Origin of the sequence: Phytopseudomonas argentinensis, assembly GCF_900113905.1 — a bacterium.
Taxonomy (GTDB): Bacteria; Pseudomonadota; Gammaproteobacteria; order Pseudomonadales; family Pseudomonadaceae; genus Aquipseudomonas; species Aquipseudomonas argentinensis.
Genome location: NZ_FORC01000004.1, coordinates 392,710 through 407,154 on the forward strand (window position 1 = coordinate 392,710; position 14,445 = coordinate 407,154).

General features: G+C 63.5%; 17 protein-coding genes. 9 read left to right on the plus strand and 8 right to left on the minus strand.

What is annotated here, in order from left to right; translation table 11 throughout:
* The first annotated feature begins 50 nt into the window (after positions 1-50).
* Genes BM154_RS19535 through BM154_RS19560 form a run of 6 tightly spaced genes read left to right on the plus strand, consistent with a single transcriptional unit; the run spans position 51 to position 6,461 of the window.
* Entirely contained in the window at positions 51-1,295 is a 1,245-nt protein-coding gene (locus BM154_RS19535) for an SfnB family sulfur acquisition oxidoreductase (RefSeq protein WP_074888098.1), read from the plus strand.
* 3 nt (positions 1,296-1,298) lie between these two features.
* Positions 1,299-2,498, plus strand: coding sequence for an SfnB family sulfur acquisition oxidoreductase (locus BM154_RS19540; RefSeq protein WP_074888101.1), 1,200 nt, complete (start codon positions 1,299-1,301; stop codon positions 2,496-2,498).
* Positions 2,498-3,916 (plus strand): LLM class flavin-dependent oxidoreductase, encoded by a 1,419-nt coding sequence (locus BM154_RS19545; RefSeq protein WP_074888104.1) that lies wholly within the window; start codon positions 2,498-2,500, stop codon positions 3,914-3,916. The genes BM154_RS19540 and BM154_RS19545 overlap by 1 nt, the downstream gene beginning before the upstream one ends.
* A 20-nt stretch (positions 3,917-3,936) precedes the next feature.
* Positions 3,937-4,728 (plus strand): MetQ/NlpA family ABC transporter substrate-binding protein, encoded by a 792-nt coding sequence (locus tag BM154_RS19550; RefSeq protein WP_074888109.1) that lies wholly within the window; start codon positions 3,937-3,939, stop codon positions 4,726-4,728.
* A gap of 1 nt (position 4,729) precedes the next feature.
* Positions 4,730-5,827, plus strand: a complete 1,098-nt coding sequence (locus BM154_RS19555) for a methionine ABC transporter ATP-binding protein (protein ID WP_074888112.1) — start codon at positions 4,730-4,732, stop codon at positions 5,825-5,827.
* Positions 5,817-6,461, plus strand: coding sequence for a methionine ABC transporter permease (locus tag BM154_RS19560; protein ID WP_074888770.1), 645 nt, complete (start codon positions 5,817-5,819; stop codon positions 6,459-6,461). The genes BM154_RS19555 and BM154_RS19560 overlap by 11 nt, the downstream gene beginning before the upstream one ends.
* Positions 6,462-6,467: 6 nt before the next feature.
* Here the strand turns inward: BM154_RS19560 and BM154_RS19565 are convergent, their stop codons facing one another.
* Entirely contained in the window at positions 6,468-7,316 is an 849-nt protein-coding gene (locus BM154_RS19565; protein WP_074888115.1) for an AraC family transcriptional regulator, read from the minus strand.
* 118 nt (positions 7,317-7,434) lie between these two features.
* Between BM154_RS19565 and BM154_RS19570 the strand changes: the two genes are divergently transcribed.
* Positions 7,435-8,367: an alpha/beta fold hydrolase gene (locus BM154_RS19570; RefSeq protein WP_074888117.1), complete on the plus strand. Its 933-nt coding sequence runs from the start codon at positions 7,435-7,437 to the stop codon at positions 8,365-8,367.
* A 930-nt stretch (positions 8,368-9,297) separates the two neighbouring features.
* Here BM154_RS19570 and BM154_RS24460 read toward each other — a convergent pair.
* Together BM154_RS24460 and BM154_RS24465 are read right to left on the minus strand one after the other, a co-directional pair.
* Positions 9,298-10,011 carry a GGDEF domain-containing protein gene (locus tag BM154_RS24460; RefSeq protein ID WP_244157220.1) on the minus strand — a complete coding sequence of 238 codons (714 nt, stop codon included), beginning with the start codon at positions 10,009-10,011 and terminating at the stop codon, positions 9,298-9,300.
* Positions 10,002-10,466 (minus strand): hypothetical protein, encoded by a 465-nt coding sequence (locus BM154_RS24465; protein WP_244157222.1) that lies wholly within the window; start codon positions 10,464-10,466, stop codon positions 10,002-10,004. The genes BM154_RS24460 and BM154_RS24465 overlap by 10 nt, the downstream gene beginning before the upstream one ends.
* A 272-nt stretch (positions 10,467-10,738) precedes the next feature.
* On the opposite strand from BM154_RS24465, the gene BM154_RS19585 reads away from it, so the two are divergent.
* Positions 10,739-11,002, plus strand: a complete 264-nt coding sequence (locus tag BM154_RS19585) for a hypothetical protein (RefSeq protein ID WP_074888123.1) — start codon at positions 10,739-10,741, stop codon at positions 11,000-11,002.
* A gap of 235 nt (positions 11,003-11,237) precedes the next feature.
* Complete coding sequence (locus BM154_RS19590; protein WP_074888126.1) at positions 11,238-11,471, plus strand: hypothetical protein; 234 nt, start codon at positions 11,238-11,240, stop codon at positions 11,469-11,471.
* An 85-nt stretch (positions 11,472-11,556) separates the two neighbouring features.
* Here the strand turns inward: BM154_RS19590 and BM154_RS19595 are convergent, their stop codons facing one another.
* The 5 genes from BM154_RS19595 to BM154_RS19610 form a co-directional block, all read right to left on the minus strand.
* On the minus strand, positions 11,557-12,015 hold the full coding sequence (locus tag BM154_RS19595; protein WP_074888129.1) for an anti-virulence regulator CigR family protein: 459 nt from the start codon (positions 12,013-12,015) through the stop codon (positions 11,557-11,559).
* Positions 12,016-12,154: 139 nt separating this feature from the next.
* On the minus strand, positions 12,155-12,418 hold the full coding sequence (locus BM154_RS23995; protein ID WP_139225489.1) for a hypothetical protein: 264 nt from the start codon (positions 12,416-12,418) through the stop codon (positions 12,155-12,157).
* Positions 12,419-13,056: 638 nt separating this feature from the next.
* Positions 13,057-13,326, minus strand: coding sequence for a hypothetical protein (locus BM154_RS19600; protein ID WP_074888132.1), 270 nt, complete (start codon positions 13,324-13,326; stop codon positions 13,057-13,059).
* Positions 13,327-13,396: 70 nt separating this feature from the next.
* Entirely contained in the window at positions 13,397-13,972 is a 576-nt protein-coding gene (locus BM154_RS24000; RefSeq protein ID WP_074888136.1) for a lysis system spanin subunit, read from the minus strand.
* A complete protein-coding gene (locus tag BM154_RS19610) occupies positions 13,969-14,415 on the minus strand; it encodes a structural protein P5 (RefSeq protein WP_074888139.1) in 447 nt (148 codons plus the stop codon). The genes BM154_RS24000 and BM154_RS19610 overlap by 4 nt, the downstream gene beginning before the upstream one ends.
* Positions 14,416-14,445 lie beyond the last annotated feature (30 nt).

Genomic DNA, 14,445 nt, shown 5'->3' on the forward strand with positions numbered 1-14,445 from the left:
CAGCGCGCCCACCCCGCGGCGCTGCGGTACAGCCACACGATGAGGTTCACATGACCAGTCCGATTACCCTCGAGGACAGCGCCTGCGCTCAGGACGTCGCGCCGCCGCTACACCCCGCCGCCATTCTGGCCAGCGATGCCGATGCGCTGGAGGCCGCCCATGCCCTGGCCCGCGCCGCCGAGGCCGGCGTTATCCAGCGTGACCGCGAGCGGCGCCTGCCGTGGGAGCTGGTGGAGCGTTTCACCGCCAGCGGCCTGGGCAGCATCGCCGTGCCGCGCGCATTCGGCGGCCCGCAGCTGTCATACCTGACCATCGCCGAGGTGTTTCGCATCATCAGCGCCGTGGACCCGGCATTGGGGCAGATCCCGCAGAACCACTTCGGCCTGATCGGCCTGCTGCACGCCGCCGCCAGCCCGGCGCAACAGCAACGCCTGTTCGCCAGCGTGCTGGCCGGCTGGCGCATCGGTAACGGCGGCCCGGAGCGCGGCAGCAAGCACACTCTGGATATCCAGGCGCGGCTGATCCAACGGGGCGGCCGCTGGCTGCTCAGCGGCGAGAAGTTCTATTCCACCGGCGCCCTGTTCGCCCACTGGGTCACTGCCAAGGCGCTGGACGATCAGGGCCGCCCGTGGCTGGCCTTTGTCCAGCGCGGCCGCCCGGGCCTGCGCATCGTCAACGACTGGTCCGGCTTCGGCCAGCGCACCACCGCCAGCGGCACCGTGCTGCTCGATGAGGTGCAAGTCGACGAAGGCAACCTCGTGCCGCTTTGGCCGCTGACCGACAAGCCGAGCATCCAGGGCGCCTTTTCCCAGCTGATCCAGTCCGCCATCGATCTGGGCATCGCCGACGGAGCCCTCCGCGATGCCATCGCCTTCGTGCGCGACAAAGCGCGGCCGTGGATCGATGCCAAGGTCGAGCGCGCCGGTGACGATCCGTACGTGATCACCGATGTCGGTCGCCTGCAGATCGAGCTGCACGCCGCCGAAGCGCTGCTGCACAAAGCCGCGCGCGTGCTCGATGAAACGGTTGCGGCGCCCATCGACGCCGATGCCGCCGCCCGCGCCTCCATCGCCGTGGCCGAAGCCAAGGCGCTGACCACCGAGATCAGTCTGCAAGCCAGCGAAAAGCTGCTGGAGCTGGCCGGCAGCCGCGCCACCCTGGCCGAGTTCGGCCTCGACCGTCATTGGCGCAATGCGCGCACCCACACCCTGCACGACCCGGTGCGCTGGAAGTACCACGCCATCGGCGCCTGGCACCTCAACGGCAACCGCCCGAACCGCCATTCCTGGATCTGAGCCATGAACGCACTTCTCAAAACCGCAGCGGTAAAGATCCGCGACGACGCCGAGGCACTGGCCACCGCCGACCGCCTGGCCGGGCATTTCGTAACCGGCGCCGCCGAGCGCGATGCCGAACGCCAGTTGCCCTATGGCGAGCTGGAACAGTTCAGCCAGTCCGGCCTCGGCGGCATCAGCGTGCCCAGCGAGCATGGCGGCGCCGGTGTTTCCAGCGTCACCCTGGCCAGGGTCATCGCCCGCATCGCCCAGGCGGACGGCTCGCTGGGGCAAATCCCGCAAAACCATTTCTACGCCCTGGAGGTGCTGCGCGTGAACGGCAGCGATGCGCAGCAGCGCCGCCTGTATGCCGAGGTGCTGGCCGGCCAGCGCTTTGGCAATGCCCTGGCCGAGCTGGGCACCAGGACGGCGCTGGATCGCAACACCCGCCTGACCCGCACGGCCGACGGTTATCGCATCGATGGGCGCAAGTTCTACTGCACCGGGGCGCTGTTCGCCCAGCGCATTCCGACCCTGGCGATCGACGAAAACGGTGTCGGCTTTCTGGCCTTCGTGCCGCGCCAGGCAGGCGGCGTGCAGGTGATCGATGACTGGAGCGGCTTCGGCCAGCGCACCACCGGCAGCGGCAGCGTGGTGTTCGACGGCGTTGCAGTGGCTGCAGATGACGTGGTGCCGTTCCAGAGCGCCTTCGAGCGCCCGACCACCGTCGGCCCCTTCGCTCAATTGCTGCACGCCGCCATCGACACCGGCATCGCCCGCGGCGCCTACGAAGACCTGCTGCACTTCGTGCGGCACAAGTCGCGGCCGTGGATCGACGCTGGCATCGACAAGGCCAGTGACGACCCGCTGACCCAGCAGGAAATCGGCAAGCTACGCGTGCGCCTGGCGGCCAGCGAGGCGCTGCTGGAGCGGGCTGGTGAATTCGTCGACCTTGCCCAGGCCGCCCCGGATGCCGACAGCGTGGCTGCGGCCTCGGTTGCGGTGGCCGAAGCCAGGGCCATCAGCACGGAAACCTCGCTGCTGCTCGGCAGCAAGCTGCTGGAGCTGGCCGGAAGCCGCGCCACCCTCGCCGAACACGGCCTCGACCGCCACTGGCGCAACGCCCGCACCCACACCCTGCACGACCCGGTGCGCTGGAAATACCACGCCGTCGGCGACTTCTACCTCAACGACCGCCTGCCGCCACGCCGGGGGACCATCTGATGAGCAAGCAGATTCTTCTCAACGCCTTCAACATGAACTGCGTCGGGCATATCCATCATGGTTTGTGGACGCACCCGCGCGACCAGTCGACCGAATTCAACAGCCTGAGCTACTGGACCGACCTGGCCCAGCTGCTCGAGCGCGGGCTGTTCGACGGGCTGTTCATCGCCGACATCCTTGGCGTTTATGACGTGTACGGCAGCGGAATCGACCTGCCCCTGCAGGAAGCCATCCAGCTGCCGGTCAATGACCCGCTGCTGCTGGTCTCGGCCATGGCCGGCGTCACCCAGCACCTGGGTTTCGGGGTGACCGCCAACCTCAGCTACGAGGCGCCCTACACCTTCGCCCGCAGGCTCTCCACCCTCGATCACCTGACCGACGGTCGCATCGGCTGGAACATCGTCACCGGCTATCTGGACAGTGCGGCCAAGGCCATGGGGCTGAGCCAGCAGGTCGAACACGACCGCCGCTACGACCAGGCCGACGAATACCTGGAAGTGCTCTACAAGCTGCTGGAGGGCAGCTGGCAGGACGACGCCGTGCTCGCCGACCGCGAGCGGCGCATCTACGCCCAGCCCAGCAAGGTGCACAAGGTGCGCCACCATGGTGAGTTCTACCAGGTAGACGGTTACCACCTCAGCCAGCCGTCGCCGCAGCGTACGCCGCTGCTGTTCCAGGCTGGCTCGTCAGCACGCGGCTCGCGCTTCGCCGGCCAGCACGCCGAATGCGTGTTCATTGGCGGCAATGGCTTCGAGGCGGTGCGCGCCCAGGTCGAACAGGTGCGGGCCAGCGCCGTGGCGGCCGGGCGCGGGCCAGATGCGATCAAGGTGTTCATGGGCATTGGCGTGATCGTCGCGCGCACCGAAGCCGAAGCGCGCGGCAAACACGCCGAGTACCTGTGCTACGCCAGCCCGGAAGCCGGCATCGCGCACTTCTCCAGCTCCACCGGGATCGACCTGGCGGCCTTTGGCCTCGACGAACCGATCCTGGCGCGCAAGACCAACGCCATCGAATCGGTGGTGAAAACCTTCAGCGGCTGGACCAAGCGCCGCCTGCTGGAACAACACGCACTTGGCGGCCGTTATCCGCTGGTGATCGGCTCGCCCGCCCAGGTGGCCGACCAGCTGATCGCCTGGATCGATGCCACCGGACTGGACGGCTTCAACCTCACCCGCATCGTCACCCCGGAAAGCTACGCCGATTTCATCGAGCTGGTGATTCCCGAGCTGCAACAACGCGGGCGCTACAAGACCGCCTACTCAGGCGGCGCCCTGCGCCACAAGCTGTTTGGCAACGGCCCACGGCTGCCCGCCAACCACCCTGGCGCAGCCTGGCGCGACCCCGCATGCCTGCAACACGACACCACCGGCTATCACAACCTGCGAGGCCTCAGCGCAAACGCCCTGAGCCTGCTCTGAGCACAACAAGGACGCTAATCATGATTAAACCGTTGAAAACCCTGATCCTCGGCGCCCTGCTGGCCAGCTCGCTGGCCCATGCCGAATCCCCCCTCAAACTCGGCACTACCGCTGCCTTCGCGCCGCCCCTGGAAGTGGCCGTGGCCGAAGCCAGGAAGCAGGGGCTGGACGTGGAACTGGTCGAGTTCACCGACTGGATCGCTCCCAACGTCAGCCTGGCCAATGGCGATATCGACGTGAACTACTTCCAGCACATCCCCTTCCTGGAAAACGCCAAGGCCGAAGGCGGCTACGACCTGGTGCCGGTGGCGCGCGGGGTGATCAACAACGTCGGCCTCTACTCCAAAACACACAAGGATTTCGCCAGCCTGCCGGACGGCGCCAAGGTGGCCATCGCCAACGACCCGGTCAACGGCGGGCGCGGCCTGCAACTGCTGCAAAAAGCCGGGCTGATCGAGCTCAAACCGGGCGTCGGCTACAAGGCGACCCAGCAGGACATCACCGCCAACCCGAAGAACATCCGCATCATCGAGCTGGAGGCCGTGCAACTGGTGCGCGCCTATGACGAGGTCGATCTGGTACAGGGCTACCCGGCCTACATCCGCCTGGCCAAGACCTTCGATCCCGCCTCGGCCCTGCTGTTCGACGGCGTGGATCACCCCGAGTACATCATCCAGTTCGTCACCCAGCCGGCGAAAGCAGAGGATCCGCGCCTGCTCAAGTTCATCGATATCTACCAGCACTCCCCGGCGGTGCGCGCCGCCCTCGACAAGGCCCACGGCAACCTCTACCAGGCCGGCTGGGAGAGCTGACATGAGCGGTTTCGATCCCTTTCTGCAGCAAGCCGCCGCAGCCAGCCGCGTCACCCAGGCGCACCTGCGCTTCGAGCGCCTGGGCAAGACCTACGAGGGCGCCCAGGGCCCGGTTCAGGCGCTGCGCGATATCGAGCTGGCGATCGAACGCGGCGAAGTGTTCGGCATCATCGGCCGCAGCGGCGCGGGCAAATCCTCGCTGCTGCGCACGATCAACCGCCTGGAACGGCCCAGCAGCGGCCGCGTGCTGATCGACGGCAGCGACATCGCCGGCTATGACGATGACGCCCTGGTGGCGCTGCGCCGGCGCATCGGCATGATCTTCCAGCACTTCAACCTGATGTCCGCCAAGACCGTATGGCAAAACGTCGAGCTACCGCTCAAGGTCGCTGGCGTGCCGCGTGATGCGCGCCAGCGCAAGGTGCGCGAGCTGCTCGAACTGGTCGGCCTCGAGGACAAGCACTGCGCCTACCCGGCGCAGCTGTCCGGCGGGCAGAAACAGCGCGTGGGCATCGCCCGCGCCCTGGTGCATGACCCGCAGATTCTGCTCTGCGACGAAGCCACCAGCGCCCTCGACCCGGAAACCACCCAGGCCATTCTCGGCCTGCTGCGCGAGATCAACCGGCGCCTGGGCCTGACCGTGGTGCTGATCACCCACGAGATGGCAGTGATCCGCGAGATCTGCGACCGCGTGGTGGTGCTGGAGCGTGGTGCAGTGGTCGAGCAAGGGCCGGTGTGGCAGGTCTTCGGCGCGCCGCGCCACGACGTCACCCGCACCCTGCTCGCACCGCTGCAGCATGCCCTGCCGGCGAGCCTGCAACAGCGCTTGCAGCTAGAGCGCGGCAGCAGCGCGGATGACCTGGTGCTGCGCCTGCACTTCGCCGGTACGGGCCTGGAACCCGATCTGCCGGCGCTTGGCGCGGCGCTGGGAGGTCGCGCCACCTTGCTCGACGCCAGCCTGGAGCAGATTCAGGGCCACGCCGTGGGCCACCTGATCCTGTCCGTCGGACCATCAACCCTAGGCCATGCAGTGCTGATCGAAAACGCCCGCGCGCTGGCCGACCATGTGGAGGTACTGGGTTATGTCGCTGCTGTTTGAACGCCTCTGGCAAGGCCTGCTCGACACCCTGCTGATGGTTGGCGTGTCGTCCCTGCTCGCGCTGTTGGCCGGCATTCCGCTCGCGGTATTTCTGGTCACCAGCAGCCGGGGTGGCATCTTCGAGGCGCCGCGGCTGAATCGGGTGCTCGGCGCCATCGTCAACCTGTTCCGCTCCGTCCCCTTCCTGATCCTGATGGTCGCGCTGATCCCCTTCACCCGCTTGATCGTCGGCACCACCTACGGCGTCTGGGCCGCCGTGGTGCCCCTGACCATCGCCGCCACGCCGTTCTTCGCCCGTATCGCCGAAGTCAGCCTGCGCGAAGTCGACCACGGCCTGATCGAAGCCGCCCAGGCCATGGGCTGTCGCCGCCGACATATCGTCTGGCACGTGCTGCTGCCCGAGGCCCTGCCGGGCATCGTTGGCGGCTTCACCATAACCCTGGTCACCATGATCAACTCCTCGGCCATGGCCGGCGCCATCGGTGCAGGCGGCCTGGGCGATCTGGCCTACCGCTACGGCTATCAGCGCTTTGATACCCAGGTGATGCTGACGGTGATCGTCGTCTTGGTGGTGATGGTCAGCTTCATCCAGTTCGGTGGCGACAGGCTGGCGCAGCGGTTGAACAAACGCTGACCGGGGCTAGCGTCGCGCGTCGAGCGAGTGCTGCTGCTCCTGAGCAAGCCAGGCCTTTGGCGACAAGCCGCACTGGGACTTGAACGCACGTGACAACGCGGGTTCGCTGCTGTAGCCCGCTTCCTCGGCGATCAGCCGCAGCGGCTGGCCATTCTTCAGCCACTTCTGCACCAACCCGATACGCCAGCGCTGCAGATAACCGGCCGGCGTTTCCCCCACCACCTCACGAAACTGGTTGGCGAAGACACTGCGCGACATGCCCGCCAGGCTGGCCAGGGACTCCACCGACCAGGGCTGCGCGGGTGTCTGGTGGATCGCCGCAAGGGCGTGGCGCAATTGCGGATGTGCCAAGCCCGTGATCAGCCCGGCCTGGGTGCTGCCGAGTTCCATCAGGTGGCGCAACAGCTGGATGAGCAACACCTCGAACAGGCGATCCAGCATTGCCTGCCGCCCGCAGTTGGTCGCCTGTGCTTCGGCGAACAGCAGCGTCAGTATCGGCACGCAATCGGGCAAGGTGGCAAGCGGCAGGCACAGGCAGCTGGGCAGCGCACTGGCGAGCGGGTTAGCCGCATGGCCCTCGAAGACGATGTGCGCGCAGACGAACTCGGCGCCCTGCGCCTGATCGGTCACGAAACGGTGCGCGAGGGGCCGCGGATAGAACAGCAAGGTCGGCCCAGCCAGCCGATGTGCACGCGTGCTGCCATGCCACACTTCAGCCTCGCCCTGGCGCAACAGATGCAGCTGGCCATACGGCAGGCTGCCATCCAGAGTGTTGATGCCGCACAGCGGGCCGGCCTGGAACGTGCGGGCGCTGACCGAGAAATGGCCCAGCAAACCCTCGAGGCGATCAACCATAAAAATACGATCCGTTAAGAATTATGGACGATTAGTGATATTTCGTATCATCAAGCCCTAGATACTGTTCCTCGTCAACACAGCGAACCATCCAACTCAAACGCTAGAGGAACAGGTCATGAACAAATCCATCCGTAACGCCCTGGCAGCCCTCGCCACTGCCGCCCTGCCCGTCATCTCCATGGCCGCCGATTCCCTGGCCGAGATCCCGCACACCGCCAGCACCGTCACCACCCAGGACGGCGTCGAGCTGTACTACAAGGACTGGGGGCCGAAAAATGGCCAGGTGGTGATGTTCAGCCACGGCTGGCCGCTGAACTCGGACAGCTGGGAATCGCAAATGGAGTTTCTCGCCGAAAAAGGCTACCGCGTGATCGCCCACGACCGACGCGGCCACGGCCGCTCCAGCCAGCCCTGGGACGGCAACGACATGGATCACTACGCCGACGACCTGGCCGCCGTGATCGCCGCGCTGCACGTCAAGGACGTGACCCTGGTGGGCTTTTCCACCGGCGGGGGCGAAGTGGCCCGCTACATCGGCCGGCATGGCACCGGGCTGGTGAAAAAGGCTGCGCTGATCAGCGCCGTACCGCCGATCATGCTCAAGTCCGACAGCAACCCGAACGGCCTGCCGCTTTCGGTATTCGATGGCCTGCGCAAGGCTTCCAAGGAAGACCGCTCGCAGCTGTACCTGGATATCGCCTCCGGCCCGTTCTTCGGCTACAACCGCCCCGGTGCCAAACCGTCCCAGGGTCGCATCCAGTCCTTCTGGAGGCAGGGCATGACCGCCGGCGCGAAAAACACCTACGACTCCATCGCCGCCTTCTCCGCTACCGACTTCCGCCAGGACCTCGCCAAGTTCGACATCCCGACCCTGGTGATCCACGGTGACGACGACCAGATCGTGCCCATCGAGACCTCGGGCAAAGCCTCGGCAGCGTTGATCAAGGGCGCCAAGCTGATCGTCTACAAAGGCGCCCCCCACGGCCTGGCCGACACCAACAAGGACCAGCTGAACCAGGACCTGTTGAACTTTCTGCAGGCCAAGTAACAGAGCTGAAACAAACAAGCCGGCACGCGAGTGCCGGCTTGTTTTCGTCTGTTTAAACTACCTGAATGCACTGCGCCGCGAGCGTGCAGGAAGGATCCAGCCTCAGCGGCTGAATGGGCGGCAAGCCAATGGCTCTTGCTGCAAGTGAAAAGCCAGGCTTTCTTAATGCTGTTCACTGAAGAAAAAACGTCGCTCTTGAGAAAATGGAAACGGGCGTTTTTCTTGATTTTTCCAGGCCAATACGAACGATCGCTCATCTTTTTACAGTCCAGGTGAACAGCATTGCGCTCTTGGAGAGCTTTGTTACCGTTTGCGCGCCTGTTGGGCGTACTCGCCGAAGGCAGTACGCCGTGCCAGGCTGGCGGCAGGCCTCTGCAGTCACCCTCGGACGGCGCACTGTTCGCTTAGGCTCCTGAGTGCGCCCTACGCCCCTTAACCAAACGTTAGGTGTCATCGTGAGAGCGTCTGAGCTGTGGTCGGAAGAAGAATACGCCGCGTACCTTGGTAACGAGCGGCACTTGTTCGCCTGGTGTCTCGTCAAGTACGGTGCAGTGGCTCCAGCGCAAGCGCAAATTGCCGCTAAGATCCGATATCCATATGAGTCAGCGGATGAGCCGCACCGGGGCCTCATCTTTCATGACGAGGCTTGGCATTGGGCCATGCTCCACCTCTTTGGCGAAAGCTATTGTCATACTCAGCCTGACCTCGAATCGCCTTCGCCAGAGTACCGAAGTGAAGTGTCGAGACAGCTCAGCGACATCTAGGGCGTCGGTCGAGGTGCTCCTTCTGGCCGATGAGCGCTGCGCCAAGATCGCCGCGCAGCCCTCTTACTTCCAGTCGGTAAAAAGGGGCAGATTTCTTTATCGATAAAGGCGCAAGGCAGACAGCAGCCACCTGGAGCGACTTAGGGCAGACCACGCTGGACCGTGACTAAACCTTAAACTCCCATCCGCACTCAACCCGATTTCGCCCTGCATTCTTCCCCCGATAAAGCGCCGCATCCGCCTGCTGCAGGCATTTGTCGAACGCCTGTACGCTTTCGAATTGCTCTGAAACGCCGATAGTCGCCGTGCAGCGAATGGCCTGGCCGCGGCTCAAATCAGGCACTTCGATTTTTTCGATGGCCGCGCGCATGCGCTCTGCCAGGTGCAGCACACCAGCGCTGTCCGAGCCGAGGGCGATGACCAGGAACTCTTCCCCGCCCAACCGGCAGATCAGATCACCCTGGCGGGCGGTGGCCGTGATTACATCGGCGACGTGGCACAGCACCAAATCGCCGGCCTGATGACCATGGATATCGTTGATGCGTTTGAAATGGTCGATGTCGGCGATCACCAAAAAGGCAGGCTGCGCAGTACGAAAGCGAAAATGAGCGCCCAGGGCGTCCATCAGCCCACGGCGGTTGAGCAGTCGCGTGAGTGGGTCGTGGGCGGCCAGGCTGCGCAGCTCGTCGGTCAGGCGGCGCAGCACCAGCCACACCGCACAGGGCGGCAACACGGTCGCCAGGAAAGACATGTACAAGTAGAAGAGCTTCTGGAAGCCACTACTCATGTCCAGCGCCGCCATACCACCGCTGACAATCATCACGAACTTGGCGGCGTTCAGCGCGCCGATGCCGGCGATCAATGCGGCAATCACCCGCATTCAACCCGTAGATCCCTGGCGAAAGTGCGGCTGCCGTACAGCGCCGCCAGCGTCATGAGCAGGAAGAGCAGCGCACAGACGCCGGCCAACAAGGCGTGCCGTGCCTCATTGCCGAGCCAGAGCTGTACCACTGCCTGGGCAATGCTGTAGGTGCCAGCCAGGATGAGTAGCGGGCGCAACACAGCTGTAGGCCGCTCGAAAAAGCGCATGGCACCAAGTACGTAGGTGACAGGCGCACAGAGCGTCAGAGTGTGGTTGATCACGCTTAACGCACTCCAGCCGGGCGCACCGCCGACCAGCTGGAGGATGTAAGCAAGGCCCAGTAGCAGATTGCCGAGGGCGAACACATCCATGCCCATTTTCTTGTCGGAGAGCCGGGTGCTGATCAGCACGAACATCACGCTGAAACACAGCAGGTACAGACAGAGCATGCCAAGGATGACGGTTGTGACCATTGGGTTCGCGCAGGTGAGAAATGGGTAGGCGGGACTCGATGTTGGAACGATGCACCCCGCAAGGCGGGGAGTCGTCACTTAAATGGCCATTTGATATCGCCTTATGCTAGCCAGGTGTTGGCCTGGAAGGCAATCGCCTGACAAGCAGAACAGGTTGCCCGCCTAATCAGGTGTGCCCAGGCCGACCAATTGCACGCCACCTGGTATCTCAGCGGCTAGAGTTCAAGGTGCACAGCCCGCCTGGGCTGCCCATAGCGACATGGAGAATCACTATGCCAAAAGCACTTATCACTCTGGCTGCCGCCCTGTTCGTATCTGCCACGGTCATTCCGGCGGCCATGGCAGAAAGCCCGGCCGAAAAAAGCGTTCGCGAGGAGGCTCGGGGTATGGAGAAGGATGCCAAGCACGATGCCCACGAAGTGGACAAGGGTGAGCATCACAGCGCCGAGGAGATCGACAAAGGCATCGACCACAACAGCAAGGAGCGCCACAAGGCCGACAAACATATCGACAAGGAACTGAAAAAAGACCTGTAAGTGGCAGAGGCGGTAACCCGGCAGACGAGTTGCCGCCCTCGGCCATGAACAGCTTACTTAACGCCTGCCAACTCCCACCTCAAGCCAGCCGGCTCCATCTCGTTTCTTACGCCATCCTGTAATGGCGTAAAATACCCATTTGCAATGAAGTCCTGGCACCTGACAGGAACAGCAAGCGCTGCCGTCAACCTTCAACGGTAGCAATCACCAATTTCAACGCGAACGACGAGGATCTATGGGCCAGCGCCAAACCCAGCTATTGAAGCAGGACCTGAAAGCCGTCGCCGAAGACCTGCGATGGGTCTCCGTCGACCTGGTAAAGATTGCCGAGCGGCTCAGGGGAACCAATAACGAGGCGGATGCCTGGGCCATTCTGCGCATGGTCGGCGTGCTGACCAATGATGAAGACCGACTCAGCAAATACGCCGGCGAGATCAAGGCCGGGCGTATCGTTCGCTCCAAAGGGTGAGCGGTAAGCGGCAATCTGTCAGTTCACCGCTGCCAAGATAAAGCCAGCAGCTTGAGTCGCCAAATCGCTTCGCCAGCCGCTTGCGTCAGTCCAAGGCGCCATTGAGCACTTCGTAGATGACCCCGGTAGCCACTGCAACAAGAATCAGATCCACCCCGGCCTGCATCCATTCGTAGCCGTCATAGCGCGGCAGTTGCCCCAGCAGCCGGCCATCCAGCTTCTTGGCGATGCCCGGCGGTAAAGGTTTGCCACGCGCCAGGTTCTTCTGGATGCCCGGCGGCAGCGTCGGTGCAGGCGACCAGTAGGAGCGATTGCCCTGCAGGATGCTCAATATGCCACCGCGATCGATGGATGGGCCGCCATGGCGCCCTCCTTCGTTGAACCCGCCACCTTGTTTGCCTGGCCCCTGATAGTGCTGGGCCTGACCTTTGCCATTGCCCTGCCCATGGCCTTTGCCATTACCCGGGTCGGCGGCAGCCAGGCATGGCCCGATGGCCATCGCGATTGAAACAACGGCTGTCATAAGCAGGCGTGAACTGGCCATCTCAATGTTCCCTTCCGATAACAGAGAATCCCAGCACAATAGACGCCCGGCGCGTCATAAGTTCCGGGCTCCTCGACTTGACCGGAGCACGGTCCGGGGCTGCCAATGCGTCGCCGTAGGCGTAGAGAACCAAAGGGGCTCAGATCGCCTGGGAGGTACTCAGCTGACTCAGCGCGAGCAATGACTTGGCCGCCTCGCTGCTGATCACCGGAGTGTCATCCGGGCTTTCCTCGCGCTGCAGTTGCAGGAAGGCGCGAAAGTCATCGGCAGGCACCGGGGTAGCGATGCCCTGAGACCAACCGCCCTCGACTCGATACAAGCCACAGGTGCGGCAATCGCATGCCGCATAGGTACCCGTTTTGGAAATCAGCCAGGCGTCGTCGCCACAGATAAAGCATCTCACTACCGTCACCTCATCGACATGCGTGGGAAATACCGCGTCTGTATTTAGTGACAGAGGCTCTGTGACGGGGATTCAGGAAAGTTTACGGCTTTCAGCCGAACGGTGCTCCGGCTGCAGGCGCGCCGTGAAACGGTCTGCCACTGTGCAGGCAAGCATTGCGGCGGGGCCTATCGCAGCCGCGATACAACTGCCGGCACAGCTATGCGACAATAGGCGCAAATATCAGGCTTGAAACCCCGCCTTTATTGCCCGGCAGCTCAGTCACGCCGAGTGAATGCTGCCCTCAACCTCCGCGCATATGGCTCAACTCGACCTCGGACTGGTGCGAGCTGGATCGGCTCGAAATCGCAGCCAGCCTCACAAAAGCGCTCATAACTTATTGATAGGTAACACCTTTGATCTCCACCGCTAACATCACCATGCAGTTCTGCATGGGGTTTTAAGGTGGTCTAAGTGTGGTTTTACGCGGGCTGTAGCCCACCAGAACCACCACCAAAGTCAAAGACTGCCCCAAAATCTGCCCCAAACAGCGGCCACAAAAAAAGGCCCGACACCCCAGTTAGTAACTGGGATGCCGGGCCTTATCGATCAGCTCGCAAACGATTACATCAACCTTCCCTCTCGCCCGTTCTGGGCACTCAATCTCCATCGTAAATCGAAACAACACCCTGCCCCTTATTGACCCAGGTATCTTCAGGCGCGCTGGGCGACTGCAGCAGGATAACCTCGACCTTCTGACCGGGCTTCGGCTCAGCGGGTGTAATACGGGCGTATCGATACGGCTGCCGCAGATCGGCATTCCAGTATGAATTCGCGTTGCGATTGAACTCCCAAATTGCTGCACCCTGGGAAATTCCTATCTTCTTATCAAGGCTGAGCCCCCACCCCTTCATCTCTACCGTCAGCATACGAAAATCCTCATAGGCGAATGGCTGCAGTATACGCGCCTGGGCCGGAGGCCCCCCTCACCGTCCTCCCTCATCCCCCAATCGACACTTTTCGCACGTACGCCTGGCACGCCGTCAGGGCAATGATCGCCCGGTCGCCTCGGTTGGCGATGCCGACAATTCGTTGAGCAGCTCCTGGGTCAATGTCGGCTCGGCCGGCGCCATCCACCAGACATCCGGCGCCGGCGGGCGTGGGCACTCCGTTGCCACTGCCACCACCGGCGGCGGGGTTGGCAACGAGGACTGACAGCCGGAGCTCAGCAGTAGCGAGGCGATCACGCAGGCGGCCAGCAGTTTTCTCAGCATCGGTCAGCTTCCTGTATTCATTTTGGGATGAGGCCTGCAGCTGCTGCTCCAGCAGCAGGCGTTGCTTTTGGTTGCGGCGCTCCTGCGCGGCGGCGACCCGGCCGATCTCCGCCAGAGTCGCGGCGTGCAGCTCGTCGCGCTTGCTGAGCACGCGCTCGTGCTCAAGGGCCTGATCGCTCAGCTGGGCACTGTAGCTCTTCTCCTGATAGCGCCAGGCGCTGCCAGCGGCCAGGGTCATGAGCAGCAGCACGGTGGCCAGCACTGCGATGGCTTTGCCGGGGAACAGCTTCAGCCAGGTCATGCCAGTGCCCGCCTGATGCCTTCCTCGATGACTTCAGGCTTGTATGGCTGCGCGCCGTTCTCGTGCTTGATGATCGAGATAACGAATGTGCGGAGCACGTCGGGCTTGCGCACATCGATGATGTCGTTCGGCTTCACGCGCAACGCTTTTGCCACGGACGCGATGTAGGCCTCGGTGTCGTTTTCGTGCCCAGGCGCCCAGCGGTTGATGGTTTCACGCACCGTGTCGATACCAGGGCCACCAACGCCCGGCATGCCGTCCTTGCCGCGGTAGTTGAGCAGCAGCTTGCCCAGGGCGCGGATGCCGTTCTCCGGTTCGTCGAAGCGAGCGAAGCGCGGGCGAGGTACACCTACTTCCAGGCCGAGCTGGCCGTTCCATTTGTTGCGCGGGTTGAAATCGATGTTGCCAGGGTTGTTGTTGCGGATGCCGCGACTGGTGCTCATGGTTTTCTCCGGACATGAAAAAGCCCGCAC

Coding starts and splice junctions, on each gene's coding strand:
- BM154_RS19535 (WP_074888098.1), top strand. CDS start 51: ATGACCAGTCCGATTACCCTCGAGGACAGCGCCTGCGCTCAGGACGTC.
- BM154_RS19540 (WP_074888101.1), top strand. CDS start 1,299: ATGAACGCACTTCTCAAAACCGCAGCGGTAAAGATCCGCGACGACGCC.
- BM154_RS19545 (WP_074888104.1), top strand. CDS start 2,498: ATGAGCAAGCAGATTCTTCTCAACGCCTTCAACATGAACTGCGTCGGG.
- BM154_RS19550 (WP_074888109.1), top strand. CDS start 3,937: ATGATTAAACCGTTGAAAACCCTGATCCTCGGCGCCCTGCTGGCCAGC.
- BM154_RS19555 (WP_074888112.1), top strand. CDS start 4,730: ATGAGCGGTTTCGATCCCTTTCTGCAGCAAGCCGCCGCAGCCAGCCGC.
- BM154_RS19565 (WP_074888115.1), bottom strand. CDS start 7,316: ATGGTTGATCGCCTCGAGGGTTTGCTGGGCCATTTCTCGGTCAGCGCC.
- BM154_RS19570 (WP_074888117.1), top strand. CDS start 7,435: ATGAACAAATCCATCCGTAACGCCCTGGCAGCCCTCGCCACTGCCGCC.
- BM154_RS24460 (WP_244157220.1), bottom strand. CDS start 10,011: ATGCGGGTGATTGCCGCATTGATCGCCGGCATCGGCGCGCTGAACGCC.
- BM154_RS24465 (WP_244157222.1), bottom strand. CDS start 10,466: ATGGTCACAACCGTCATCCTTGGCATGCTCTGTCTGTACCTGCTGTGT.
- BM154_RS19585 (WP_074888123.1), top strand. CDS start 10,739: ATGCCAAAAGCACTTATCACTCTGGCTGCCGCCCTGTTCGTATCTGCC.
- BM154_RS19590 (WP_074888126.1), top strand. CDS start 11,238: ATGGGCCAGCGCCAAACCCAGCTATTGAAGCAGGACCTGAAAGCCGTC.
- BM154_RS19595 (WP_074888129.1), bottom strand. CDS start 12,015: ATGGCCAGTTCACGCCTGCTTATGACAGCCGTTGTTTCAATCGCGATG.
- BM154_RS19600 (WP_074888132.1), bottom strand. CDS start 13,326: ATGCTGACGGTAGAGATGAAGGGGTGGGGGCTCAGCCTTGATAAGAAG.
- BM154_RS24000 (WP_074888136.1), bottom strand. CDS start 13,972: ATGACCTGGCTGAAGCTGTTCCCCGGCAAAGCCATCGCAGTGCTGGCC.
- BM154_RS19610 (WP_074888139.1), bottom strand. CDS start 14,415: ATGAGCACCAGTCGCGGCATCCGCAACAACAACCCTGGCAACATCGAT.